Consider the following 24,692-nt stretch of genomic DNA (forward strand, 5'->3'; position numbering starts at 1 on the left):
TTTAACTTAGGCGTAATTGAACGAAGACAAAGGAACGTCATGCAGAGCGCAGCGAAGCATCTTGCCCGCAGTAAGTAATCCAATCGAAAGGATTTACTATCGAGGCAAAGATGCTTCGCTGCGCTCTGCATGACGGTCACACGCTACCGTTCTGGCACTACTAACGCCTCCTTATAACCCCAGTATTCCCGTGGTCAACATAGGCAACATCCAGCTTCCCGATTTCCCGCTCCTGCTCGCGCCCATGGAAGACGTGAGCGACCCGCCCTTCCGCGCCGTGTGCAAGGCCAACGGAGCCGACCTCATGTACACCGAATTCATCTCCTCGGAAGGCCTGATTCGGGCGGCGGCCAAGAGCCGCAAGAAGCTGGATATCTTTGATTATGAGCGGCCCATCGGCATCCAGCTCTTCGGCTCCGATGTGGAGACGATGGGCGAGTGCGCGGCCATCAGCACCGAGGCCGGGCCCGATTTGATTGACATCAACTACGGCTGCCCGGTGAAGCAGGTGGCCTGCCGGGGCGCGGGCGCGGCCCTGCTCCAGGACATTCCCAAGATGGTGGCCATGACGGCCGCCGTAATCCGCCACACTCACCTGCCCGTGACCGTGAAAACCCGCCTGGGCTGGGACGAAGGCACCAAAAACGTGGAGGAAGTGGCCGAGCGCCTGCAGGACATCGGCATTGCTGCCCTCACCGTGCACGGCCGCACCCGCGCCCAGCTCTACAAGGGCGATGCCGACTGGCGCCTCATCGCCAGCATCAAAAATAACCCGCGCATCAAAATCCCCATTTTCGGCAACGGCGACATTACCTCGCCCGAAAAAGCCGTGGAGTATAAAAACCGCTACGGCGTGGATGGCGTGATGATTGGCCGGGCCAGCATCGGCTATCCGTGGATTTTCCGGGAGGTGAAGCACTACGTGGCCACCGGCCAGCTGCTGGCCCCGCCCACGCTCGAAGAGCGCGTGGCCGCCTGCCAGATGCACTTCGACCGCAGCATCGAGTGGAAGGGGCCGAAGGTGGGCATCTTCGAGATGCGCCGCCACTACGCCCACTATTTCCGGGGCCTGGAAGGCGCGAAAGCCTGGCGTACCAGCCTGGTGAATGCCGAAACCCCCGCCGATGTGCTGGAGATTTTGCAGGAAATAGCCAGCAGCGACGCCGTGCTGGTGGGGTAAGACACTTGCTATTCTGGACGTCATGCCGAGCGCAGCCGAGGCATCTCGCGTGCCGAAGTAAATCAATCGTGACAACGGTATGATTACTACCCCACGCGAGATGCCTCGGCTGCGCTCGGCATGACGTTCTTTTTGTTCAGCCCGACGTTCTTTGTCGTTGCTACATTACCGCTTTCATGATTCCGATATACAGTCAAAAAACCCGCATCAAAATCCTGATAGCCGTGCTGGCGCTGCTCATCGGGGCGGCTACCGTCATCTATACCAATTGGCTGGTGCAGCGCGTGTCGCAGCGGGAGCAGCAGCAGATTCAGCTGTATGCCAAGGCGCTGCAATACATTATCAATTCCGAAGCTGAAACCAATACCTTTGTTTTCAACGAGATAATCAGCAACAATACGACCATTCCGGTCATTCTCAGCAGCGACGGTAAGGACATCACCAACGCCAAAAATATCAGCATGCCGGCCCACCTCTCCCCGGCCGATTCGGTGACGCTGCTCGGCAGCGAGCTGCTGCTGATGAAACAGCAGCACCCGCCCATCATCGTGAAATTTGGGGCGGGGCAGGTGAACTACATTTTTTACCGCGACTCGGAGCTGCTGCGGCAGCTGCGTACCTACCCGCTGGTGCAACTGGTGGTTATTGGCTGCCTGGCCGTCATCGCGTATTTCGCGTTCAGCTCCTCGCGCCGGGCCGAGCAAAACCGCGTGTGGGTGGGCTTGGCCAAGGAAACAGCCCACCAGCTGGGCACGCCGCTCAGCAGCCTGGTGGGCTGGCAGAACTACCTGCGCGACTCCGACCGCTTCAAAGACGAGCCCATTGTGGAAGAGCTGGGCAAGGATATCCGGCGGCTCGAAATCATTACGGAGCGCTTCTCCAACATCGGCTCGGTGCCGGTGCTCAAGGACGAAAACCTGTTCCAGACCACCCGCAACGCCATCGAATACCTGCAAAGCCGGGTGTCGAAGAAGGTCATCTTCAAGATTGAGTCGGACCTGCCGATGGACACGCCCGCCCGCATCAACGTGCCGCTGTTCGACTGGGTCATCGAAAATATCTGCAAAAACGCGGTGGATGCCATGGAAGGGCGCGGCTCCATCACGCTGCACCTGCGGCGCGTGCGTACCCGCCGCACCTGGTACCGGCGCGGCACCCCGCCCCGCCAGGTGGCCATCGACATCACCGACACCGGCAAGGGCATCCCCAAAAACAAGCTCGAAAGCGTGTTTATGCCCGGTTTCACCACCAAAAAGCGCGGCTGGGGCTTGGGCCTGGCCCTGGCCAAGCGCATCATCGAGAACTACCACGAAGGCCGGCTCTTTGTGAAATGGAGCGAGCCGGGGCGCGGCACCACGTTCCGGGTAGTGCTGAATCAGTGATTTTTCATTTAACATTTATCAATTAACATTTAACAGTCTTTCTGATGGCGCATGTTGCGCCTTTGGACGTACTGTTAAATGTTAATCGATAAATGAAATTACCGATTGGTGATTTCCACGTACGCCTTGCCCGTTACGGGCTGGCCGTTGTGGGTACCGGTTACACGGCACATGCCCTCCCAGTAATACATGGTGAAGGCGTGAAAAAACCGCAGCGCCAGCTCCTGCTGGGGCACCAGCGGCTCCACGGTGAGGTCGTAGCCCTGAGCGGGCACCTGCACGCGCCAAGTGGCGGGGTACTTCTTTTTCGATTTCGGGCTGGTCCAGTACGTGAGGGGCGTGAGCTGAAAATCGGAGCCGGAGAGGTGCACGCTGGGGCCGGTAGCGGCGCTAAAGGTGCCGTTGTTGAGGTTTTTGCCAGTGGCAGAGTTGCGCAGGGTGTTCAGCATGAACTCCTCCTGGGGCTGGTCGAGCTGAATGCTGAGCCAGTCCCAGCCCACGTTTTTGTCCACGATGCTGGTGCAGTTCCACTGCCGGTCATACCACAGTTCGCCGGTTACCTGGCGGGTTTTACCGGCCACGGTGAGGGTGCCGGTGGTGGCCAGGCGCGGGAAGGAATAGTAGCCGGCCATGATGCCGTTGCCGTAGTTTTCGTAGCCGGTGCCGCTGTGCAGCACCACATCGCGCGTGGGTTTGGTGGTGAGGTCGAGGGCGTAGCCAGCATTGGCCTTGCCGGTGAGGGCGGCCTGCAGGTGATAGGCTCCCTCCTGCCCGTCAAATTTCCAGGTTTCGCCGCGCTGGTGCTCGCGCAGCCGCAGCGGCAGCGAGTCGGTGAGTAGCACGGGCAGCTTGCCCAGCTTGTAGTCGAAGTGGAATTTCTGGCCTTGCGGGTCGGTCAGGGCCACGTTCACCATCTGCCAGTCCTGCCGGCCGTCTTTCAGGTTGAAGTGGAAGAAAACGTACTCTACGCCGAACTCTTCGCCGGTGGCCTGGTCGCGCAGGTGGCCGGTGAGATACCACCATTCCAGCGAGTTTTTGGGGTGCACGGCCTCCTCGTGGGGCAGCTCGGCACGGGTAGCAGTGGGGTTGAAGCGAGTAGTGGGGCGGGGCGCGGCGCAGGCAGTAGCCAACAGCCAGATAAGGACAAAACGCAAAACTTTCATACCCTGTCAAAAGGGTTTTCGGGGCCAAAAGGTTTGGTAATTTAGTCCCTTGAGCTGCCAGTTGGCGGCGTAAATTTTATGGTCGTGATTTTCGGTGGTGGCGGAGCAGCCCCTTCGCGCCCCAGGTATTGCCGGCTTGCCGGGCTGAATGTTTCGTCGGGTTCCAGGCGGGTTTGCCCGAGTATCATTGGAGGGCGCCGGAGCAGCACCGTCACATCGGGGCCGGCCGCGAAGAAATGCAGGACGTAAGGCATCTGCCATTCTTCATCCTGGCCCTGCGCAGCAGCTGGCTCGGCCAGGCCGGCAATCAACTTGCTGCTGGCAAAACGATGCGGGACGACGAAGGCAAACGAACCGTCGGCCGCCGTATGGGTCTGGCACAGCGTATCGGCTTCACAAATAATGATTGCTCCTGCCAGAGGCTTGCGGGATTCCTGGTCTAGTACCCGGCCCCGCACCAGCTGTCCATCCGGCACGGCAACAGCTGGCTTTTCTAGCGGAATGGCGGATGGCTGGTTGGGCGAGCAGCGCGTCAGGGTCAGCACGGCAACTACCGCCAACGCCAGCCCCGGTGCCGCCCGCCAGGTAAGGAGCCGGCCGGGCGCAGCTGCCCGGCCCGGAACCGGCCACAGGTATGCTCGCGGCCGGATTGCGCCAGATAAGCCAGTACTTCCGCAGTACTTTTTTGGCTAAAGTCCACGACTGTCTTCTGGCAGCTGGCACAATGCCGGCCTGCCCCGTCCGGCACCATTGCGCTCCAGCTTGCCGCGCATGGCTGGGGAATAAGAATCGAAGTCGGTTTCATAGCCGCAAACTGTGTTTCAGCTAAACAGGAAAGTAACGCCGGATATTGCTTTGCGCCTGTTTGTTTCGCCTTACCCCTTCGGCGGGGCCACGGGCGGCTCGGGCATGCGGATTTTGCCCTTCACCTTTCCCCGGTTGGGCACCGACTCCATGGGCACGACCAGCGCGGCGGGCTGGGGCGAAGCCTTCAGGTCCAACGCCACGGTTTTTTCCTGAAAGTCGAACGGGTTTCCAAAAAACTTCAGCGTCACGCTGCCCCCGGCAATGGGGGCCCAGTCGCGGGCCATTATCAGTTCGAAGTTGCCTTTCTCGTCGGTGGTAGTGCCGAACTGCGTGTCGTTTATCAGCACGCGCACGCCGGGCACGACGGGGCCGCCAACGCCGTCCAGCACCTGGCCGCGAATGATAACCTGGCGCGCCGGGGCCATGGCCGGGTCGGTGGCCGGGGCAGCGGCAGTGGCCACGGGCGGCGGCTGGGGCGGCTTGGTGGCGCACGAAGTAGCCGACTGCCAGCCCAGCAGCGCGAGCCCGGCCAGCAGCCAGCGCCGCCAGCGCGTGGCCGGGGCCAACGGAGCCAGCTGCGCCGAATGAGCCAGGGCGCACACCGGCCGCCCGCCCTGCCGAGCCATAAAGGCCAGGATTTCGGCGTCGCTCATGCGGGTAAAATCCACCACTTCGGTGGCGCAGGCGGCGCAGTGGCGGCCGGAGGCCGTGGGCGACATGGCAGCCCAGGGCTGGGCGCAGGGCTGCGGAATGGAGATGCTGGGGAGAATAGCCATGCGGCTAAAGTAGGGATTTTGGGGGGAGCAACGGGCAGCTGGCTCCCAATGTCAGTTGCGGCGGAAGGGCCGGGTGAGCCAGTATTTGCCCCAGTAATAGAAGCGGCGCGGGTGCCAGGGCGCGGGCGGCATGGGCCGGGGAAGAAGAATGACCTCGCCCAGCATGCCTTTCACATCGGCCTGCAGGCAGAAGTTTTGCGGCGCGCCCGCGGCGCTCGCTGGCAGCAGGCGCTGCTGCGTCAGGTAGCCCACGAATGACACGATAATCGTCACGTTAGCCGTGTGCGTCAGCTCCGGCGGCACCGTTAGCTCAAACGCACCATTATAGTTGGTGCTGGCCCCGATGGTGGTGCCTTTGAGGTAGATGGTGGCCCCCGGCACGCCCTCTTTACTGGGAAAATCAGTGACAATGCCCCGGAGTATTACGGGCGCGGGCGCCAAATATTCAGAGTACGTCGGAACGGAACTTATGCTCGCGGGCTCGCCCATGGTAAGCGGCCCGGACACTGGGGCAGCAGTAGCTGGCAAAGCAGCTCCTTTTTTCCCGGCCGGCGAAGCAGCCGGCACCGGGCCACCCCAGTAGCGGGCGCGCCATTCGCTGGGAGTTTGCGCGTGGGCCACCATACCGCTGCTTTCGCGCACTGCCCACAGCGCCACGGCCGCCGCCAGCCAGGCCCGCCACCGCGCCGTTGGGGCAGCCGGGGCAGCGCGCTGCAACGGCCGCTCAAGCTGCCCCGCCGCGAAACGGCCGCAGGTGCGGCCATTCGCAGCCCCGGCCAGGTAGGCCAGGATTTCGGCATCGGTTTTCAGGGTGAAGTCGACCACGGTTTTGGCGCAGGCGGTGCAGTGGCGGCCGGTGGCAGTGGGCAACATGGCGGCCCAGCTTTCGGGGCAGGGCTGCGGAATGTGGAGGGCAGTGGTGGGGCGCACGGGCAGGCAGTGAGCGGCTTTGCCCTTCCGATGCCAGCCGCCGCGCAAATGCACACGACCAATTCGCAAAATCCCGTATCTTGAGTAGACTTGTTGCGTAATTTTTGTGCTTAAAATCAGCCTATTACAGGCATGAAATCGCGCTAATTTTATTGGCAATGTGGCTTAGACGTTCTCTTTGCAATTTTTGTCGGTTTTTATTGTTGATATAATTAATTGATTATCAAGGCTTTTTGCTTCGCAACAACTCTAGTACCTATCCGGCCGCTCAAGCTCTTTCCACATGAAAACGCTCCTCCGATTTGCGCCGCTGGCGCTGGTTGCCCTTCCCTTGTTCAGCCACGCCCAGCAGCGCGGTGGTAGCGCGGTGGGGCTCAAAATTCCGGCTTCGCCCGCGCCGGCCACCGGGCACTGGCTGGCCGGCGCGTACGTCACGGGCAGCTACGCGCCGGTGCTGGCACCCGGCCTGGCCGGCTACGGCGTGCAACCCTACCTGCGCTACGTACTGGGCAAAGGCGAGCGGGCGCGGCCCTTCGTACAATATAGCCTCTCGCCCTATTGGGTGCAGCCCTACGGCAGCTACGCACCCTTCGGCGGGGCCGATGGCAGCAGCGGCAACCCGGCATTTGCGCCGCTACCACTGCGCGGAGCGGTACCCAACAGCTTCAACTACAACGGCTACGGCGGGGGGCTGGGTAGCTTGTCGGTGGGAATGCCGGTGCGGGTGGGCAGCGGCACCATGACGGTGCACGTGGCCGGCAGCCTGCTGAGCGGGCTGCTGCGCTAGCGGCCGCGAACGGGGCTGGCCGCGCCGCAAGCCGCGCCGGGGCATTATCTTTTCGCCCCCAAACCCGCCCCCCGTTCGTTCATGAGCTCTGAAAAATCATTGTTTCGCCGCAAATCCATCGCGGCCATTCTACAAAATCCCCCGGCCGACCACGAGGGCCACGCCGGCCCCGGCGGCCTGGAGCGCCACCTCACCGTGCGCGACCTCACGGCGCTGGGCATCGCGGCCATCATCGGGGCCGGCATCTTCAGCACCATCGGCAAGGCCAGCCTCGATGGCGGCCCGGCGGTGTCGCTGCTGTTCGTGTTCACGGCCATTGCCTGCGCGTTTTCGGCGCTGTGCTACGCGCAGTTCGCGGCCACTATTCCGGTCAGTGGCTCGGCCTATACCTACGCTTACGCTTCGTTTGGCGAGCTGGCAGCCTGGATTATTGGCTGGGCGCTGATAATGGAATACGCGGTGGGCAACATCGTGGTGGCTATTTCGTGGTCCGATTATTTCACCGGCCTGATGGAAGGCATCGGGCTGCACATTCCGCTCTGGCTCACGATGGGCACCCAGACAGGCCACGCGGGCTACGAGGCCGTGCAAGTGTTGGTACAAAGCGGCAAGTCGCTGGCCGAGGCTACGGCGGCCGTGTCGCCGGCCCAGCTCGACGGCTACAAGGCCTGGATGCAGGCCCCGGCCCTCACCGACGGCCTGCATCTGGTTATCGACCTGCCCGCTTTCACCATCACCGTGGCCATTACGGCGCTGGTGTACATCGGCATCAAGGAGAGCAAGAACGTTTCCAACCTGCTGGTGCTATTGAAGTTAATAATTGTGTTTGTCGTGATTGCGGTGGGCGCGTTCTACGTGCAGCCGGCCAACTGGCACCCCTTCGCCCCCAACGGCGTTGGCGGCGTGCTAAAGGGCGTATCGGCGGTGTTCTTCGCCTACATCGGCTTCGATGCCATCTCGACCACGGCCGAGGAGTGCAAGAACCCGCAGCGCGACCTGCCCAAGGCCATGATGTATGCCCTCATCATCTGCACGGTGCTGTATGTCATTATCACCATAGTACTTACGGGCATGGTGTCGTATAAGGAGCTGGGCGTGGGCGACCCGCTTTCCTTCGTATTTGCCAAAGTGGGCTTGCCGCGCCTGTCGGGGCTGGTGGCGGTGAGCGCGGTATTTGCCATGGCCTCGGTGCTGCTGGTGTTTCAGCTGGGCCAGCCGCGTATCTGGCTCACCATGAGCCGCGATGGATTGCTGCCGTCGGTATTTTCGCGCATTCACCCGCGCTTTCACACGCCGTCGTTCGCTACCATCGTCACGGGCTTTTTCGTGGCGGTGCCGGCGCTCATTCTGAATATGGATTTGGTGGTCGACCTCACCAGCATCGGCACGCTGTTCGCGTTTGCGCTCGTGTGCGGCGGCATTCTCATCATCGACCCCTATGGCAAGTCGGAGGCCCGTTTCAAGGTGCCCTACATCAACGGGAAATGGCTGGTGCCGCTCATTCTGGCGCTGGGCGCATACCTGGTGTTCCGCTTCAATGCCACCGGCAACCACGAGTTCTGGCTTGATGCCACCGGGCAGCACGGCTGGCTGCAAATCGATGCGAGCAGCGGCAAAGTGACGGGCGGCTTCGCCCACCAGATTCCGGCGCTGGTGTTCCTGCTGTTTTGCGTGAGCATGAGCGTACTCTCGTTCCGCAAGCGGCTCTCGCTGCTGCCCACCCTGGGCCTGCTCATCAACCTGTATCTGATGACGGAGCTGGGCATCAGCAACTGGACGCTGTTTTTTGTGTGGCTGCTGATTGGGCTGGCCGTGTATTTCGGGTACGGATACAAGAATTCGAAGCTGGGAAAGGTAGCCGTAGCACCCGTAGCGCAGTAAGCGCACCGGCCGGTAAATCAGCCTCTCCGCGTACGCAGAGAGGCGGCCAGCGTGCTTTTTTAATCCCGGGTTTTTCCTGCCAAATTCTTGGTTCCAGCCGCCTTCCTCACCTTTCGCCTGCACGGCACCATTCCCGCCGCCACCGGCTGCGAGCTGGCCGCCGAATTGCGCCTGGCCCGGGAAGCCGGCACCGACCACCAGCGCGCCCAGAAGCAGTTCTTTGCCCGATTTGATGCCGTGCTGGACCGGGCACCCATCGGGGCGGGGTATTTCGAAAACGAGAAGATGGCCGAGGTGCTGGCCGGCGAAATCATGATGCTGGAAGAAACCGGCTTCACCGTCCACGGCTTCGCCATTCTGCCCAACCACGCGCACATCGTGCTGCATTTACCGGCCAGCAGCAACCTGTCTTTCGCCAAAGCAATTGACCTGCTCCACCTGCGCACGGGCACCGCCTGCCGCCGCCTGGTGCGCCCCAAGCTCCCGCCCGAAGCCCAGTTCTGGCAGGTGGGCTGGTTCAATTACGAGGTGCAGGGCGAAGCCGAGCTGACGCGGGTGCTGGCCTACGTGCGCGGCAACGCCCGGCAGGCCGGGTTGCCAGCGCGGTTTCAGGAGTGGCCGTATGTGAGTGAAGGAAAGGAGAAATAAACGGTCATGCCGAGCGGAGCCGAGGCATGACCGTACCACCACTAATTCTTTTCTCGCGAGTGAATTACTACCACACGCGAGATACCTCGGCTCCGCTCGGCATGACTGCTCTTCCACTTCCTCCCCAATCCCAACCCCTCCGCCAGCCCGTAACTCCGGCTGCTTATGCGCCTGTTGCTCCTGCTGATTCTCTGCTTATCCGGCTCCGTAAGCCGCGCCGCGCCCGCCCCGGTCGATACCCTGCGGCCCCTCAGCCCCGCCCGGCTGCTAACCTACACCTATGCGAATGACCTGTTCTTTCGCACCGACTACTACTTCACGCAAGGCATAACGCTCACGCTGGTGCACCCGGCCCTGGCGCGGCTGCCGGTGCGGCACCTGCTGGCGGCCGGCCCGCGCGGCAGCACGCAGCAATACGACCTCACGCTGCGCTACGACGGCTTTACGCCCCTACGTATTCAGGATGCCTTTATTCGGGTGGGCGACCGGCCCTACGCGGCGTATTTGTACGGGTCGTTTTCCCGAATCAGCAACCAGCCTAGGCGGCACCAGCGTCTGACCACGGCGCTGGAAATCGGCTTCATCGGGCCGGCGGCGGGCGGCAAGGAGCTGCAAACCGCCATTCACCGCGTCACGGGCAACGCCGAGCCGCGCGGCTGGGACTATCAGATTCGCAATGCGCCCATTATCGGCTACCGGGTGGAAGTTGAGCAACTGCTGGCTGCTGGCCGCTTCGCAGAAGTGCTGGGCAACGCGGAGGCTTCGCTGAGCACACTGTACACGTATGCCGACACTGGGCTGCGGCTGCGAGTAGGAAAATTCAGGCCCTATTTCATGAATCCGCAGACGACAGGCCCGGAGCACAAAAACGAGACCCCACCTTGGCAGCTTTACGGCGAAGCCTCGCTGACTGGCCGCCTCATCGGCTACGATGCCACTTTGCAGGGCAGCCCCTTCACCAACCGCGACCCGTACACGCTGCCCGCCAGCGACGTGCGGCGGGCCGTGCTGCGCAGCACGGGCGGCGTGGTGCTGGCCCACGGCGGCGTGAGCTTCGCCGCCACCGCCACCTGGGTTTCGCCGGAGTTTGCTGGGGGCCGCTCGCACCGCTGGGGGCATTTGGGGCTGACGGTGGGGTTCTGAGCGAACGTCTACCTCACCCCCTGACCCCCTCTTTTTTGGAGAGAGGGTCAGGGGGTGAGGTGGACGTCAGGGCTCAAAGCATACCTACTTTGCCCGGTGAATAATCAACACACCTGCTAGAATAACCACCATGCCGGCGAAGTGCCAGAGGTTGAAGGCCTCGCCATCGAGCGCGCCCCAGGCCAGCGCCACGATGGGAATGAGGTAGGTACTGGACGACGCAAACAGCGCGGTGGATTGCTGAATCAGCTTATTGAACAGCACCATCGCCACCGCCGTGCTCATGGTGGCCAGCAGGGCGATGTAGCCAAACGCCATCCACGCCCCCGGCACGGTGGCCAGCTTGTGCAGGAAGGCCGTGCCCAGCAGCAGATATACCAGCGCCGGCCCGCCAATGAGCAGCAACAGTACCGACGTCACCGCCACGGGCGTCAGGCCACCCAGCTTGTACTTAATCACATTCACGCTCAGGCCGTAGCCGACCGTAGCAATTAGAATATAGATGCCGTACCAGGCGTTGCCTTCGCCCGTGGGTGTATCGGTACCGCCGCTGCCGCCGAGCAGCAGCATCACCACCGTGCCCACCAGGCCCAGCGAAATTCCCAGCACCCGCAGGCTCGTGAGACGCTGCCCAAACAGCAGGGCACCCATCAGCAGCGTGAACACCACCGTGAGGGCATTGAGCACGCCCGCTAGCCCCGAAGCCAGCTTGGTTTCGGCATAGGCAAATAGAAACGCCGGAATGAGCGTACCCACCACCCCACTAATTGCCAGCCACTTGAAACGACTACGCTCAACCTTGCCCACATGGCGCAGAGCAAACGGCAGCAGCAGCAACGCCGCTACGCTCACACGGGTAGCCCCGAGCTCTGTGGCCGAAAACACGACCAGCCCTTTCTTCATCAGGATAAACGACGTGCCCCAGATGGAAGCCAGAATAATCAGCAGCATCCACGCCACGGGCGAGGTAACGGCCGGCGCGGCCGCGGTCGGCGCTTCGGTGGCTTCGAGGGAAGCCGATTCGTCGGCAGCCCCGGACAGGCTGGTTTCGGCAGCGGCCAGCACGGCCAGTGAAGCCCCCCCAGCGGGCATCGGGACGAGTGAGGAAGGGGCAGCGGGTGGGCGTTTGGATAACATACCGCAAAGGTACAAGGCCCTCCGCACGGCGGCCGGCGATGCTCCTACAGCCGCCGTGACCCAGTGCTTGCCTAATTTTTGTCATGCCGGCCGGGCTCCGGTAGCCTGATTGCCTCTGAGGGTCCATAGAAGCCTGATATTCGTCAAGTTTCCTTTCGAACCCTACTTATGCCTGGGTTGTTAGTATATCCTACCGAAATCCTGCCGTAATTTTGTAGTCCGATTTCGTGTCGATTCCGTCTATGTCGCATCCGTTCAAGGCTGTTAGCCTCTCCTTCAAGAAAGCCCCGCTTGCCATTCGTGAGTTGCTTTCGCTGGATGAGGCCGCCTGCCGCCGCTTCCTGAATATGCTGCACAATGAGCTGGGCCTTAATGACCTGCTCGTGCTAAGCACCTGCAACCGCACCGAGGTGTACTACACCGCCGAGGATGACCGCAGCCGCGAGATTATCCTCGCCCTGGGCCACCTGAAGGACCGCGCCGACATCGGCCAGTTCCTCCCCTATTTCGACCTGCTGCCCGACGCCGACGCGGCCGTGCGGCACCTTTTCGAAGTAGCCATGGGCCTCGAAGCCCAGGTAGTGGGCGACCTGCAAATCAGCAACCAGGTAAAAACGGCCTACCAGTGGAGCGCCGATGCCGATGCCGCCGGCCCCTTCCTGCACCGCCTGCTGCACACCGTATTCTTCACCAACAAACGCGTGCAAACCGAAACCAGCTTCCGCGACGGGGCGGCTTCGATAAGCTACGCCGCCTTGGAGCTGGTGGAAGAGTTGACCGCCGACGTGGCCAACCCCAAAGTGTTGGTGGTGGGCCTGGGCGAAATCGGGGCCGATGTGTGCCGCCATCTGTCGGCCAGCAAGGCCTTCGGCGAAGTCACCATCTGCAATCGCACCCGTGCCAAGGCCGAAGAGCTGGCCGCCGAGTGCAACATGCGCCTCGTTGATTTTGAAGACCTCGTGCCGGCACTGAAAGATGCCGACGTAGTTATTTCCTCCATCAACCGCAGCGAGCCCTTCTTCACCCGTGAGCTGGCCGAAAACCTCGACGTGCTCAGCTTCAAGTTCCTGATTGACCTGAGCGTGCCCCGCAGTATTGCCGCCGATGTGGAGCAGGTGCCCGGCGTGCTGGTCTACAACATCGACGCCATCCAGAGCAAGGCCTCAGCGGCTCTGCAAACGCGCTTGGCCGCTGTGCCGCAGGTGCGCGCCATCATCGCCGAAAGCATTGCCAGCCTCAATGACTGGGCCAAGGAAATGATGGTATCGCCCCTCATCCAGAAGATGAAGGCCAGCCTCGAAACCCTGCGCCAGGAGGAAATGGACCGCTACCAGAAGCGCGCCACCCCCGCCGAAAGCAAGCTCCTCGACGAGGCCACCCGCTCGCTGATGCAGAAGATTCTGAAGCAGCACGTGTTGCAACTGAAATCGGCCTGCCGCCGCGACGATGGCGGCCAGCTGGTGGAACTGCTGGGCGAGTTGTTCGATTTAGAGAAGGCGGGCGAGCCCGCCGCGTAGGGGTCCCAAAATTCAGTTGCAATGAGCATAGCGGAACAACTGTTGCTCTAATCAACCAGAGTAATTTTATAATAAAAGCCCCACCACTGCAAGGTTTTGGGGCTTTTATTATAAAATCTATTTCCAATAATTTTAGCAACTGCTGTATCGGGTTTCCAAATGCAAATAGCTCTCGGTACCTTTACACAGCACGGTTAATCCACCTCACCTCGGCGGTCTTTGAGAAAAGACAAAGCCCCGGCCGGTGGAACGGTCGGGGCTTAAAAGAAGAAGGTGGTTGGACACCTAATTCTCCCTGAAGATGAGAAACAAGCGTGTAAAACCGGGGGCCAAGTTGCGACTTGACCTCCAGCTGTCCGATGAGCTAGTCAAGTGGCTTATCGGACTTGCAGTAGGCGGTGGCGCCCTATCGGCGGCCATCCACTACCTGTAAGAGGCGGCAAGGGGTTGGACCGGGAGGTTCAGCCCCTTGTTTATTGGTATTCTACGCTGCAAATCTACGGCAAGTTTACAGATGATTGTATGATTCCATACAATTTGTTTTGTAGGAATTTGCCAAAAATTCTCTATACATCAGCCTATTAGCTTTCGAAAACAACAAACTCTTTTATAATATTGGTTTAATAATTCGCTGTAAGTTTACAGCTGCCTGAAATAAAAGGCCCCGAATCTATGCAGAATCGGGGCTTCTTATTTCTCTGAAACAAGTCGGGTTATTGCAGCCGAACCGGTTCCCCCTCTCCCAGAGGAGAGGGGCCGTACCCGGCAGGGGTCAGGGGGTGAGGTGCCGCCTACGCCATCATCTTCTCCCGCTCCTTAATCCGCACGTCGTTGTTCACGGCGGTGGGCACCACCGTTACCACCACATATTTCGAAGTGGGCGTGTTGCTCACCTTGGCCACACTGCCGATGGGCACCAGCGGGTTGGCCTCGGGGAAGTAGGCCGACACGTTGCCTTTCGGGATGTCGTAGGGCACGGCCACGAACTTCTCGACACGCCTCTCCTCGCCATTGAAGTGGCTGGTGATGTCGATGAGGTCCTTCGCCTTGATGCCACGGGAAGCCATGTCGGCGGGATTCATGAACAGTACGCGGCGCTCGTTGTGGATGCCCCGGTACCGGTCGTTGTATTCGTAAATGGTGGTATTGAACTGGTCGTGCGAGCGCACCGTCATCATAATCAGCTGGTCGGGCTCCACTTCGTAGCGTTCCAGCGTGGTGGTACTGAAGTGGGCTTTGCCGTCCTCGGTGGTGAACTTGCGCTCACGCGGGCCGTTGGGCAGGTAGAAGCCGCCCGGCGAGCGCAGCTTCACGTTGAAGTTTTCGAAGCCGGGGATGACGCGCGCAATGTGGTCGCGGATGACGTCGTAGTTCTCCGTCATGGCCACCCAGTCGATGCGGGTTTTGTCGCCCAGTGTGGCAATGGCCATGCCGCACACAATAGCTACTTCGCTGAGCTGGTCGCCGGCCAGGGGCACCAGAATGCCCTTGTTCTGGCTTACCACGCCCATCGAGTTTTCGCAGCTCGTCATTTGGTGGCCGCTCTTCTGCATGTCGATGTCGACGTGGGCGAAGGTGGGCAGCAGCAGACTGGTTTTGCCGGTGGTGAGGTGGCCGCGGTTGAGCTTGGTGGCCACAAACACGGTCAGGTTCTGGTTGCGCATGCCTTCGGCAATTACCTCGGTGTCGGGGCCGGCGGCCAGCAGGTTGCCGCCAAAGCTGAAGTACACTTTGGTCTTTTTCAGGCGCATGGCTTTCAGCGCTTCCACCACATCGAGGCCATGCTCGACGGGCGGCGTAAAACCAAACTCCTTTTCCAGCGACTCCAGGAAGCCTTTGGGCATCTTCTCCCAAATGCCCATGGTGCGGTCGCCCTGCACGTTGGAGTGGCCGCGCACCGGGCAGGTGCCCGCGCCGGGCTTGCCAATAGCGCCCTTCATGAGGTGCAGGTTCACGATTTCCTGGATGGTCTGCACACCCTGGCGCTGCTGCGTGACGCCCATAGCCCAGCAGGTAATGATTTTTTGCTTGCGGGCCAGCATGTTAGCCGCTTCCAGCAGCTGGGCGCGGCTGATGCCGCTGATTTCCTCAATCTCCTCCCAGCTCGTGTTGCGGATATTCTGCTCGAAAGAGTCGAAGCCTTCCGTATATTCGGCAATGAACGGCCGGTCCACTACCAGGCCGGGGTTCAGGTCCTCCGCCTCAAACAAGTGCTTCATGATGCCGCGTAGCAGGGCCATATCGCCATCCACGCGCACTTGCAGGTACAAGTCGGTGATTTGCGTCCCATCGCCCAGCAACGCGCCCAGTGCGCGCAGCGGGTTCATGAAATCCTGCGGATTTTTGAAGTGGTTGAGGCCCGCCTCAATCAGCGGATTGATGCTGATAATTTTAGCCCCGTTGCGCTTGGCCGCCTGCAGGGCCGAAAGCATGCGTGGGTGGTTGGTACCAGGGTTCTGACCGATGATGAGGATGACCTCGGCATCGTGAATGTCGTTGAGCGTAACGGAGCCTTTGCCCAGGCCCAGCGTGGGGCTCAAGGCCGAGCCGCTGCTCTCGTGGCACATGTTGGAGCAGTCGGGCAGGTTGTTGGTACCAAACTGCCGGGCGAAGAGCTGGAACAGAAAAGCCGGCTCGTTCGGAATCTTACCCGACGTGTAGAACACGGCCTCATCCGGTGAATCCAGCGCATTCAACTCCTTGGCAATGAGGTCGAACACATCGGGCCAGGCAATGGGCTTGTAGTGGTTGTCGCCGGGGTACTTCACCATGGGGTGGGTGAGGCGGCCGGCGTTGTTCTGGTCGCGGTCGGTCATGCGCGAGAGTTCAGCCAGGCTGTGCTTAGCAAAAAACTCGGGGCCGGCGGCCTTGTCGTCGGCATCAGAAGCAGTGGCTTTGGCACCGTTCTCGCAGAACTCAGCCACCGAGCGGTGCTCATCCGGGTCGGGCCAGGCACAGCTCGAGCAGTCGAAGCCGTTCTTCTGGTTCAGGCCCAAGAGGGCTTTGGTGCCGCGTCCCACGCCCCCCTCGGTCCAGCTGAATTGCATGGACTTGACCACGGCCGTTACGCCGGCCGCAATTTTCTCCCGGCCTTCCAGCCGCAAGCCGGTGAGGGCTTCGGGCGGCTGCGCCAGAATGGGCTCATGGTACTTGGCCCCGGCCACATCGGGCACCGGAATGGCTTCCTTGATGTGCATGTCTTCAGGCTTGCTTTTATAATGGTCGGGCGCGGGGGCTTCACCCTGGCCGGCCCGCTGGCCGCTTTGAGGAGCATTTTTGGCAAGTTGGGCGCCGAGGTCGCCTGCTTTACTCGGGTCAGTTTTGGGTGAATCTTCCATGGTGGGAATGTTGATTTTTAAGTAGTTAAATTGAGCTAAGGAAGTATTGGATTTCAAACAGTAATGAGTTGATATTAGTACCAAAACTCGTTCAGCCTTCAAAACCCGATACTCAAAACGTCTTTAATGTCGGCAGTCCAAGTCTTTTTCAACCAAAATGCGGAGGCGCTGGTTTTCAGCCAGCGGCAGGTTGTGCGAAAAACCGTTCTGGTCGGTTTCAACCCAGGTTTTAGCCTGCGTGAAGGGGACAAGGATGGTGAGGGCACCCGGCTCGTAATGTACCTGCACCGGCTCCTCGTCGGGCAGAGTTTGGGGCAGTTCAGAGCCGCGCTCCAGCGCGTACGTGAGGCGTTGTGTGGGGCTCAGGCCGAAATGCACAGCGCCCTCCACCCGGCCATTTTGGGCAAATTCCTCAAGCTCGGCGGCCGAGAGGCGCAAGCGCAGGGTGTCATCTTCAATGCGAAGTTTCATAAAATGCAGCGTTTCGGAGTAGAAAGTTAAACGTCAGGGAGGGGGAAGCCGTTGCCTAACTATAGCTATTGAGCAACTTAATTCTGCCGGGGTTCGCCCACAACGGGTTAAGCCTTTACGCCCCCAGCCGCCAGCCATGGCTGTATACGTTGAAACGCTCGTTGCGCACGAAGCCCAACACCGTCATCCCGAAGCTCTCGGCCGCCTGAATGGCCAGGCTGCTTGGCGCGCCCACGGCCGCTAAAATTCCAATGCCGGCCGCCGCCGCCTTCTGCACCAGCTCGAAGCTGACGCGGCCACTCACCAGCAAAACGTGCTGGTGCAGCGGCAGCCAGCCGGCCAGCAGCGCCGCGCCAATTACCTTGTCCAAGGCGTTGTGGCGGCCCACGTCTTCGCGCAACAGCAGCAGCTCACCCTCGGGGGAAAAAAGTGCCGAAGCGTGCTGCCCGCCGGTTTGCTCGAAGCCGGCCTGGGCAGCGCGCAGCTTCTCGGGCAACTGGTGCACCACGGCATAGCGCAGGTGAGGGCCGGTGGCGGGTAATATGGGGCAGGAGGCCGTCCGCACCGCATCAATGCTGGTTTTGCCGCACACCCCGCAGCTGGAACTGGTGTAGAAATGGCGTTCCATGGCCGCAAAATTGACGTTGACATGCGCGGCGAGCTCGGCGCGCACCACATTGCCGACCTCTTCGGCTTTCTTGACATCGGGGCAGGGAATAATGCCCAGCAGGTCGGCCTTTTCGTGAATAATGCCTTCGGTGAGCAGGAAGCCGGCGGCCAGCTCCTCATCGTGGCCGGGCGTGCGCATTGTCACCGACAGCGTACGGTGCTCGCGCTGGCCGTTGGTTTCATAGCCCACCCGGATTTCGAGCGGTTCCTCGGCGGCCAGCTGGTCGGAGGCGGGCACGGGCGGGCCAGTGCCACTCACTTTCTGAATGGTGGCAAATTCGTAGCTGGCGGCGGGGAGCAGGATGGCAGGTTCCATATAAATAAACAGAGCAGGCAAAGAAACGGGCCCCCAGCCTTTTTGTGCCACAACTATAGCTAACTATAGTAACCAGGGCTGACAAGGGCTGTTTTTGGGGGCGAATGCTGCAGATGTTTAATTTAAACCATACATTGCATCAGGTAGTTCTGGCCGGACTGCTTTGGCGGCGCTTCATAGGCTTATCAACTTATTTTCAGGGCTTACATCACTCGCCTGGCCTAGTTTCCCTTCCGCAATCGATTCCGCCCCTTAATTCTTCATCATCACCTCCTTAACGTACTGGTTCCGATGAAAGTGCTTTCGTTATCGTCCCGGACTTCGACTGCATTGGCGGCTTGTGATGATGCCACCCTGCTCCGCGCCCTGACCCAGGACGATGAGCCGGCCTTCGCCGAAATTTACCAGCGGTACTGGGACGACCTGCACACCCACGCCTGCCGCAAGCTGAGCTGCGCCCAGGAAGCCGAGGAAGTGGTGCAGGACCTGTTCGTGGCCCTCTGGAACAAGCGCCACACTGCGCCTGGCATCCAGCAGCTCAACGCCTACCTCTTCACTGCCCTCAAGTACCGCATCATCGACTGCATCCGGGCGCAGGCCGTGCGCCAGGCCCACGCCAGCGCCCCGCAGCCCGCCCACGCCGCCACCGACCACGGCACCGAAGAAACCGTAGCCGTGGCCGACCTGGCTACCGCCCTGGCCGCCAGCCTACGCCGCCTGCCCGACCACGCCCGCGCCGTGTTTCAGCTCAGCCGCCTGGAATACCGCACCGTACCCGAAATCGCGGCCCAGCTGCAAGTATCGCCCAAAACGGTGGAATACCATCTGGCCCGCTCGCTGCGCCTGCTGCGCGGCTGCCTGCGGGAGTTTGTGGCCAGCGTGCTGCTGGTAGCTATGCTGAGTTCCTAGCGGCTGGGGGAGTAAAACGTCATGCTGAGCGTAGCCGAGGCATCTCGCTTGTGGTAGTCATTCAATCGCGAGAAGAGAATTAGTGGTGGCATGCGAGATGCCTCGGCTACGCTCGGCATGACGGGCTGCATGTCAACTTCACCCCCAATAGTACCCCTTTCCAAAAAAATTTCACACCCCCACTAGGGTACCGCCCCCTGTGGCACGACTTGTAAGCAGACCGGCATTTCCGGCCTGCCGCGCATGAAGCCCTCCTACCTTGCCGACTTACTGAAGCGCTACCTTCAGGATAACACCACGGAGGGCGAAACCTGGACGGTAGACCAGTGGTATGAGGCGCGTGATATGCCCCGTCCGAAGGCCCTGACGCCCGCCGAGCAGGCCGCCGCAAAGGCCCGCGCCTGGCAGCGCATTCAGGCCCGCACGCGGCCCCGGCCGGTGGTATGGCAGCGGCCAGCAGTGCGCTGGGCAGCCGCCGCCATGCTGGGCGCGGGCCTTGGGCTAAGCTGGCTGAACACGGCGCCCCAGACCGGAAGCGGGCTGGCTATCCCCCCAACGTTCGTGCCAGCCGGACAGCTGACTACAACTACCGAGCCCAGTGGCTGGCAGGTGAGCACCAACTCCACCCGCCGCGCCCTACCGCTGGCCCTGGCCGATGGTAGCACCGTGACGCTGCGGCCCGGCAGTCGCCTGCGCTACCCAGCGCAGTTTGCAGCCAGCCGCGAGCGGGTGGTAGAGCTGCGCGGGGAGGCTTTTTTTGACGTGTTTCACGAGTCCAAACGGCACTTCCGGGTACTTACGCCGCAGCTCGAAACCACGGTACTGGGCACCAGTTTCTGGGTGCGGGCGGTGCCGGGACAGGCCGAAGCCACGGTGGAGGTGCGCAGTGGCGCAGTGAGCGTGCAGCCGCGTCTGGCTTCGCCCGCGAGCCCCAAAGCAGTGGTGGTGCGCCCCAATCAGCAGGTGGTGTACTCCCTGGCCAAGCCGGCGCTGCAACCAGTGCTGGTAGCCGAGCCAGTGCTGCTGCGCCCCCAGCCGCTGCACTTCGACGAGCGGCCGGTGGCGGAGGTGCTGGCCTCACTGCAGGCCGGCTACGGCGTGCCCATTCGCTACGACGGGGCGGCGCTGGCGGGCTGCACAGTGAGCCTGTCCTTCGGCGCCGAAGACCTGTTTGGCAAGCTTGACTTACTCTGCAAAACCTTGGGCACCAGCTATGACCGCACCAATGAGGCCATTATTTTCCGCAGTCTAGGCTGCCAAAGCGAATAGATTTTCCGGCGCCCTGGGGCTGCCTTGCTTCTTTAAAATTCCCACCATTCAATTCATTGTTATGTTGCACGCTTTCCCTTTTTGCCGCGCTGCTGCCCGGCTGACCTTTGTAGCCGTGCTGGCAGCCGGGCTGCCGGGGCTGGCCGGGGCCGCTGTTCGGCCCACCACCCGGCTCACTGCCGAAGACGTGCTCACGCGCCACGTCACACTTCAGGCTCAGGCACAAACTGTTAAGGCTGTACTAGCCACTATAGAAAGCCAGGTGCACATCCACTTTCTCTACAGCCAGCAGCTCATCGGAGCCGAGCGCCGAGTGAGCGTGGCAGCCGTGGACGAGCCCCTGAGCGGCGTGCTGCAACACCTGCTGGCCCCGCTGCGCATTGGCTACGAGGTGGTGAGCAGCGGCATTGTGCTGGCGCCTACTGCGGCAGTAGCGCCCATTCCGGTAACGGGCCGGGTGGTAGATGAGCAGGGCGCGGGCATGCCCGGCGTGACGGTGCTGGAACAAAACACCACCAACGGCACCGGCACCGATGGCGACGGCCGCTTCAGCCTGAAAGTACAGCCCGGCGCTACGCTGGTTATTTCGGCGGTGGGCTACAAAACCCAGCTGCTGACGGTGGGCGAGCGCACCAGTTTCGACGTGCGGATGGTGCCCAGCGCCACCGACCTCGGCGACGTGACGGTGGTAGGCTCGCGCGGCCTGCCCCGCACCGATGTGGAGCGCCCCATGCCCGTGGACGTGCTGAACGCCAAGGAATTGCAGCTCACTGGCCAGACCGACCTGGCCCAGCAGGTGCAGTTCAACTCTCCCTCGTTCAACTCGGCCAAAACCGGCGTGAACGGCGTGGCCAACTACGCCGACCCGGCCAGCCTGCGCGGCCTCTCGCCCGACCAGGTGCTGGTGCTGGTAGATGGCAAGCGCCGCCACCAGTTTTCGGCCCTGAACCTGAACGTGACGGTGGGCGCCGGCACGGTGGTAACGGATTTGAATGCCATTCCAACGCTGGCCATTGAGCGGATTGAGGTGCTGCGCGATGGCGCGGCGGCCCAGTATGGCTCCGATGCCATTGCCGGCGTTATCAACCTGGGCCTGAACAAGAGCACGGGCGTAGCCACGGCCAAGGTGCAGTACGGCGTCACGCAGCAGGGCGATGGGGCGCAGTACCTGGCCGGCGCCAACTACGGCGTGAAGCTGGGCAAAACCAACCCCGGCTACCTCAACATGACCCTGCAGTACCAGCACCAGAGCCAGACCAACCGCTCCGATGACTACCGGGGTGGTATCTACTCCGCGTTTCCGGCCCTGAACTCGGCCAACCCAACGCCTTCGGCCACTCAGATTGCCAACGAAAACCGCCTACGGACCGAGCGCGGCAACGTGTACCCGCAAGTAGGCCAGCCATTTAATGTGGGTGTATACGGCAGCAACCAGGCCGACATCTACCAGGGTTTTTATAACCTGGGCATCCCGCTGGGCGACTCGAAGTGGTCGGTGTATAGCTTTGGCGGGTATTCGCGCAAGGACATTCTGGCCTACGGCTTCTTCCGCAACGCCATCACCACCGGCTCGAACTACAGCCCCCTGCACCCCGATGGCTACCTGCCCGAGCTGCCCGGCCGCTCCGACGACTACTCGGCCGTAGTGGGCCTGAACCGCAAGCTGGCCGGCGGCTGGAACCTCGATTTCAGCACGGGCTATGGCTACAACTACCTCGACCTCTTCGCCAACAAAACGGCCAATGCCTCGATGGGCACAGCCTCGCCCACCGATTTTTACGTGGGCCGCAGCGCCTTCGGGCAGAGCACCAGCGAAGTGAACGTGAGCCGCAACTACACGGGCTTGTTTGGCACGAAGTCGTTCAACGTGGCCTTCGGCAGCCAGTTCCGAGCCGACCAGTTTAAGCTGCAGCGCGGCAGCGCCGAGTCGTACTTCGCCGGGCCGCTGGCGGCCAGCTCGGGCAAGTCGCCAGGCTCGAATGGCCGCCCCGGCATTGCCCCCGACGACGAAACCAACGCCACGCGCACCAACGTGGGCGTGTACGTCGACCTCGAAAGCGACATCACCACGCGCCTGCTGCTCACCACCGCCCTGCGCTACGAGAACTACTCCGATTTCGGCAGCAACGTATCGGGCAAGTTTGCCGGTCGCTTCAAGGTTACGGAGGGCATCTCGCTGCGCGGCTCCCTGAACCGGGGCTTCCGGGCGCCGTCGCTGCAACAGACGTTTAACAGCGTGACGACCTCGACAGTGCAGAGCGGCGCCATTGTGCAAACCAAGCAGCTGCGCAACGACGACCCACGCCTGCAGCCGCTGGGCGTAGCGGCTCCCAAGGCCGAAACCTCCTGGAACTACAGCGCCGGCGTGGCCGCTCAGCTGGGCCCCAACCTGCTCTTCACCGTGGATGCGTACCAGATTGATATCAAGGACCGCATCATCGACAGCGAGCGCCTGATTAAGAGCAGCATCAAGGCTCTGCAAACCCCGGCTTTCGACGGCATCAGCGAAATTCGCTTCTTCACCAATGCCATCGACACCCGCACCCGCGGCGTCGACCTGGTGACGACCTACAAAACCGAGTTCAGCGAGCGCAGCCGCTTCACCACCAGCCTGGCGCTCACCTTCAACCAGACCAACATCGTTCGCACCAGCGACACGCCCGCCCAACTGCAAGCCGGCACCACCAACCGCATTCTGCTGATTGACACGGTAAGCATCGGGCTGATTGAGCGGGCCCAGCCCCGCCAGAAGATTCTGCTCTCGGCCACGTACACTTACGGCAAATTCAGCATCACGCCCCGCGCCTCCTACTTCGGCGCCGTGACGGCCTACGAGAAGCCCGCCAACCGTACCGTGAACGGCGCGGTGGTATACGTGCCCCACATCAGCCAGGAGTTTAAGGGCAAGACGCTGATTGACCTGGCGCTGGTTTATAACCCGGCCAAGGCTGTATCACTTACTCTGGGCGGCAACAACCTGTTCAACGTGTACCCCGACAAGGTGGACGCTACCCGCTTCGGCAGCTACTCCAACGGTGAGATTCCTTACACCCGCAACGCCGCGCAGTTCGGCTTTAATGGGGCGTATTACTACACGAACGTGACGCTGACGTTCTAGAACGCCATGCTTTATCTGGCGTCCGCTTGTCGAAGCATCTCTACCTCAATAGTAAACCCCTTCGCTGCAACGAAGCGGGGGAGATGCTTCGACAAGCGGACGCCAGATAAAGCATGACGTTCTTTTTATTTGACGTTCAATTATCCCCAAGTTGCCCCCATGACCAACCTCGTTTTGCTGGTGCTGTGCCTGGGCCTGGGGGCCGCCCTGCGCCACTGGCAGCTGCTGCCGCCTACGGCGGCCGGCGTGCTGAACCAGCTGGTGGTGGTGGTGCTGCTCCCGGCCCTGGCCTTTCTGCACCTAGCCGAGGCGCGGCCCGAAGCCCGGCTGCTGCTGCCGATACTGATGCCCTGGCTGATTTTTGGGGTGGGCTGGGTGTTTTTTGCCCTCCTGGGGCGGCGGCTGGGGTTGGCGCGCGGCACGGTGGGGGCGCTGATTCTCACGGGCGGCATCAGCAGCGTGTCGTTTGTGGGATTTCCAATTTTTGAGATGCTGTACGGACCCGCCGGGCTGGCCATGGGGCTGGTGATGAGCCTGGCCGGCTCCATTCTCATCAGTGTGACGCTGGGCGTGGTGGTGGGCTCGTGGTACGGCGCGGCGCGGCCCACGTGGCGCGGCATGGTGGGCAATGTGGTGCGATTTCCACCGTTTCTGGCCTTTGTGGCGGCGCTGGTGGCGCACCTGTTTGGCTACCGGCACCCGGCGCTGGTGCGCGGCGTGCTGGAGCGGCTCAGCTCGCCGTTTCCGGTGATTGCGCTGCTGGCGGTGGGCCTGCAGCTGCAATGGCGGGTGCCCCAGGCCCGCGCCCGCCTACTGGCCTGGGGCCTCGGCTACAAGCTGCTGCTGGCCCCGCTGGTGGTGGCGGTGGTGTACGTGGGCCTGCTCCGGCAGCACGGGCCGGCCACCAACATCTGCCTGCTCGGCGCGGCCATCGGCCCCATGAATACGGCCGCCGTCATCGCCGACCGCTACGGCCTCGACCCACCGCTGGCCGCCCAGATGGTGGGGCTGGGCATTCCGCTCTCCCTCCCGCTACTGGCCCTGCTGGGCTGGTGGCTGCAGTAAATTGGTGACTGAGTAAAGTAAAAAGAACGTCATGCCGAGCGCAGCCGAGGCATCTCGCGTGCTCCCACTAATCTTTTTTCAACGATTGAATTACTACCATAAGCGAGATGCCTCGGCTGCGCTCGGCATGACATTCTTCTAAATTCGTGCCTTCCTATCCTCCTATACCCTCCTACCTTAAACCTC

19 protein-coding genes are annotated in these 24,692 nt (G+C 61.6%); 11 read left to right on the forward strand and 8 right to left on the reverse strand.

Annotated elements, in window-relative coordinates:
* Positions 1–190: 190 nt before the first annotated feature.
* Positions 191–1,180: a tRNA dihydrouridine synthase DusB gene (gene dusB, locus KQ659_RS18540; protein WP_216679721.1), complete on the forward strand. Its 990-nt coding sequence runs from the start codon at positions 191–193 to the stop codon at positions 1,178–1,180.
* Positions 1,181–1,356: 176 nt separating this feature from the next.
* Complete coding sequence (locus tag KQ659_RS18545; protein ID WP_216679720.1) at positions 1,357–2,562, forward strand: ATP-binding protein; 1,206 nt, start codon at positions 1,357–1,359, stop codon at positions 2,560–2,562.
* A gap of 98 nt (positions 2,563–2,660) precedes the next feature.
* On the opposite strand, the gene KQ659_RS18550 is transcribed toward KQ659_RS18545, so the two are convergent.
* From KQ659_RS18550 to KQ659_RS21945, 4 genes are all read right to left on the reverse strand, one after another.
* Positions 2,661–3,725, reverse strand: coding sequence for a lipocalin family protein (locus KQ659_RS18550; RefSeq protein WP_216679719.1), 1,065 nt, complete (start codon positions 3,723–3,725; stop codon positions 2,661–2,663).
* Between the two features lie 41 nt (positions 3,726–3,766).
* Positions 3,767–4,270 carry a hypothetical protein gene (locus tag KQ659_RS18555; RefSeq protein ID WP_216690995.1) on the reverse strand — a complete coding sequence of 168 codons (504 nt, stop codon included), beginning with the start codon at positions 4,268–4,270 and terminating at the stop codon, positions 3,767–3,769.
* Between the two features lie 330 nt (positions 4,271–4,600).
* Positions 4,601–5,308 (reverse strand): carboxypeptidase-like regulatory domain-containing protein, encoded by a 708-nt coding sequence (locus tag KQ659_RS18560; protein WP_216685866.1) that lies wholly within the window; start codon positions 5,306–5,308, stop codon positions 4,601–4,603.
* Between the two features lie 51 nt (positions 5,309–5,359).
* Positions 5,360–6,238 carry a carboxypeptidase-like regulatory domain-containing protein gene (locus KQ659_RS21945; protein WP_216690996.1) on the reverse strand — a complete coding sequence of 293 codons (879 nt, stop codon included), beginning with the start codon at positions 6,236–6,238 and terminating at the stop codon, positions 5,360–5,362.
* A gap of 283 nt (positions 6,239–6,521) precedes the next feature.
* Between KQ659_RS21945 and KQ659_RS18570 the strand changes: the two genes are divergently transcribed.
* The 4 genes from KQ659_RS18570 (at position 6,522) to KQ659_RS18585 (ending at position 10,697) form a co-directional block, all read left to right on the forward strand.
* On the forward strand, positions 6,522–7,025 hold the full coding sequence (locus tag KQ659_RS18570; protein WP_216690997.1) for a hypothetical protein: 504 nt from the start codon (positions 6,522–6,524) through the stop codon (positions 7,023–7,025).
* An 81-nt stretch (positions 7,026–7,106) separates the two neighbouring features.
* Positions 7,107–8,906 carry an amino acid permease gene (locus KQ659_RS18575; RefSeq protein WP_216690998.1) on the forward strand — a complete coding sequence of 600 codons (1,800 nt, stop codon included), beginning with the start codon at positions 7,107–7,109 and terminating at the stop codon, positions 8,904–8,906.
* A gap of 87 nt (positions 8,907–8,993) precedes the next feature.
* Entirely contained in the window at positions 8,994–9,554 is a 561-nt protein-coding gene (locus KQ659_RS18580; RefSeq protein ID WP_216679713.1) for a transposase, read from the forward strand.
* 165 nt (positions 9,555–9,719) lie between these two features.
* The gene (locus KQ659_RS18585; RefSeq protein ID WP_216690999.1) at positions 9,720–10,697 is read left to right on the forward strand and encodes a lipid A deacylase LpxR family protein; all 978 of its coding nucleotides are present in this window, start codon (positions 9,720–9,722) and stop codon (positions 10,695–10,697) included.
* An 84-nt stretch (positions 10,698–10,781) separates the two neighbouring features.
* Here the strand turns inward: KQ659_RS18585 and KQ659_RS18590 are convergent, their stop codons facing one another.
* Entirely contained in the window at positions 10,782–11,789 is a 1,008-nt protein-coding gene (locus KQ659_RS18590) for a DMT family transporter (RefSeq protein ID WP_226930050.1), read from the reverse strand.
* 287 nt (positions 11,790–12,076) lie between these two features.
* Here KQ659_RS18590 and hemA point away from each other — a divergent pair, with 287 nt between their 5' ends.
* A complete protein-coding gene (gene hemA / locus KQ659_RS18595) occupies positions 12,077–13,351 on the forward strand; it encodes a glutamyl-tRNA reductase (RefSeq protein ID WP_216691004.1) in 1,275 nt (424 codons plus the stop codon).
* Between the two features lie 791 nt (positions 13,352–14,142).
* Here hemA and KQ659_RS18600 read toward each other — a convergent pair.
* The 3 genes from KQ659_RS18600 to fdhD form a co-directional block, all read right to left on the reverse strand.
* On the reverse strand, positions 14,143–16,689 hold the full coding sequence (locus tag KQ659_RS18600; RefSeq protein ID WP_216691000.1) for an FdhF/YdeP family oxidoreductase: 2,547 nt from the start codon (positions 16,687–16,689) through the stop codon (positions 14,143–14,145).
* A 123-nt stretch (positions 16,690–16,812) separates the two neighbouring features.
* Positions 16,813–17,160, reverse strand: a complete 348-nt coding sequence (locus KQ659_RS18605; RefSeq protein WP_216679710.1) for a DUF7009 family protein — start codon at positions 17,158–17,160, stop codon at positions 16,813–16,815.
* 115 nt (positions 17,161–17,275) lie between these two features.
* The gene (fdhD, locus tag KQ659_RS18610) at positions 17,276–18,145 is read right to left on the reverse strand and encodes a formate dehydrogenase accessory sulfurtransferase FdhD (protein ID WP_216679709.1); all 870 of its coding nucleotides are present in this window, start codon (positions 18,143–18,145) and stop codon (positions 17,276–17,278) included.
* 291 nt (positions 18,146–18,436) lie between these two features.
* Here fdhD and KQ659_RS18615 point away from each other — a divergent pair, with 291 nt between their 5' ends.
* The 4 genes from KQ659_RS18615 to KQ659_RS18630 all read left to right on the forward strand — a co-directional run bounded on the left by KQ659_RS18615 (position 18,437) and on the right by KQ659_RS18630 (position 24,506).
* Complete coding sequence (locus tag KQ659_RS18615; protein ID WP_216679708.1) at positions 18,437–19,054, forward strand: RNA polymerase sigma factor; 618 nt, start codon at positions 18,437–18,439, stop codon at positions 19,052–19,054.
* Positions 19,055–19,297: 243 nt separating this feature from the next.
* Positions 19,298–20,323: a FecR family protein gene (locus KQ659_RS18620; protein ID WP_216691001.1), complete on the forward strand. Its 1,026-nt coding sequence runs from the start codon at positions 19,298–19,300 to the stop codon at positions 20,321–20,323.
* Between the two features lie 61 nt (positions 20,324–20,384).
* Positions 20,385–23,441, forward strand: coding sequence for a TonB-dependent receptor (locus KQ659_RS18625; RefSeq protein WP_216691002.1), 3,057 nt, complete (start codon positions 20,385–20,387; stop codon positions 23,439–23,441).
* Between the two features lie 159 nt (positions 23,442–23,600).
* On the forward strand, positions 23,601–24,506 hold the full coding sequence (locus tag KQ659_RS18630) for an AEC family transporter (RefSeq protein WP_216679705.1): 906 nt from the start codon (positions 23,601–23,603) through the stop codon (positions 24,504–24,506).
* Positions 24,507–24,692 lie beyond the last annotated feature (186 nt).

This window comes from Hymenobacter siberiensis, from assembly GCF_018967865.2.
GTDB lineage: Bacteria > Bacteroidota > Bacteroidia > Cytophagales > Hymenobacteraceae > Hymenobacter > Hymenobacter siberiensis.

Bases quoted from the DNA above. Each gene is read 5' to 3' on its own strand.
- KQ659_RS18615 (WP_216679708.1), top strand. From the start codon at position 18,437: ATGAAAGTGCTTTCGTTATCGTCCCGGACTTCGACTGCATTGGCGGCT.
- KQ659_RS18545 (WP_216679720.1), top strand. From the start codon at position 1,357: ATGATTCCGATATACAGTCAAAAAACCCGCATCAAAATCCTGATAGCC.
- KQ659_RS18570 (WP_216690997.1), top strand. From the start codon at position 6,522: ATGAAAACGCTCCTCCGATTTGCGCCGCTGGCGCTGGTTGCCCTTCCC.
- KQ659_RS18605 (WP_216679710.1), bottom strand. From the start codon at position 17,160: ATGAAACTTCGCATTGAAGATGACACCCTGCGCTTGCGCCTCTCGGCC.
- KQ659_RS18575 (WP_216690998.1), top strand. From the start codon at position 7,107: ATGAGCTCTGAAAAATCATTGTTTCGCCGCAAATCCATCGCGGCCATT.
- fdhD (WP_216679709.1), bottom strand. From the start codon at position 18,145: ATGGAACCTGCCATCCTGCTCCCCGCCGCCAGCTACGAATTTGCCACC.
- KQ659_RS18585 (WP_216690999.1), top strand. From the start codon at position 9,720: ATGCGCCTGTTGCTCCTGCTGATTCTCTGCTTATCCGGCTCCGTAAGC.
- KQ659_RS18630 (WP_216679705.1), top strand. From the start codon at position 23,601: ATGACCAACCTCGTTTTGCTGGTGCTGTGCCTGGGCCTGGGGGCCGCC.
- KQ659_RS18625 (WP_216691002.1), top strand. From the start codon at position 20,385: ATGTTGCACGCTTTCCCTTTTTGCCGCGCTGCTGCCCGGCTGACCTTT.
- KQ659_RS18560 (WP_216685866.1), bottom strand. From the start codon at position 5,308: ATGGCTATTCTCCCCAGCATCTCCATTCCGCAGCCCTGCGCCCAGCCC.
- KQ659_RS18600 (WP_216691000.1), bottom strand. From the start codon at position 16,689: ATGGAAGATTCACCCAAAACTGACCCGAGTAAAGCAGGCGACCTCGGC.
- KQ659_RS18590 (WP_226930050.1), bottom strand. From the start codon at position 11,789: ATGCCCGCTGGGGGGGCTTCACTGGCCGTGCTGGCCGCTGCCGAAACC.
- hemA (WP_216691004.1), top strand. From the start codon at position 12,077: ATGTCGCATCCGTTCAAGGCTGTTAGCCTCTCCTTCAAGAAAGCCCCG.
- KQ659_RS18550 (WP_216679719.1), bottom strand. From the start codon at position 3,725: ATGAAAGTTTTGCGTTTTGTCCTTATCTGGCTGTTGGCTACTGCCTGC.
- KQ659_RS18620 (WP_216691001.1), top strand. From the start codon at position 19,298: ATGAAGCCCTCCTACCTTGCCGACTTACTGAAGCGCTACCTTCAGGAT.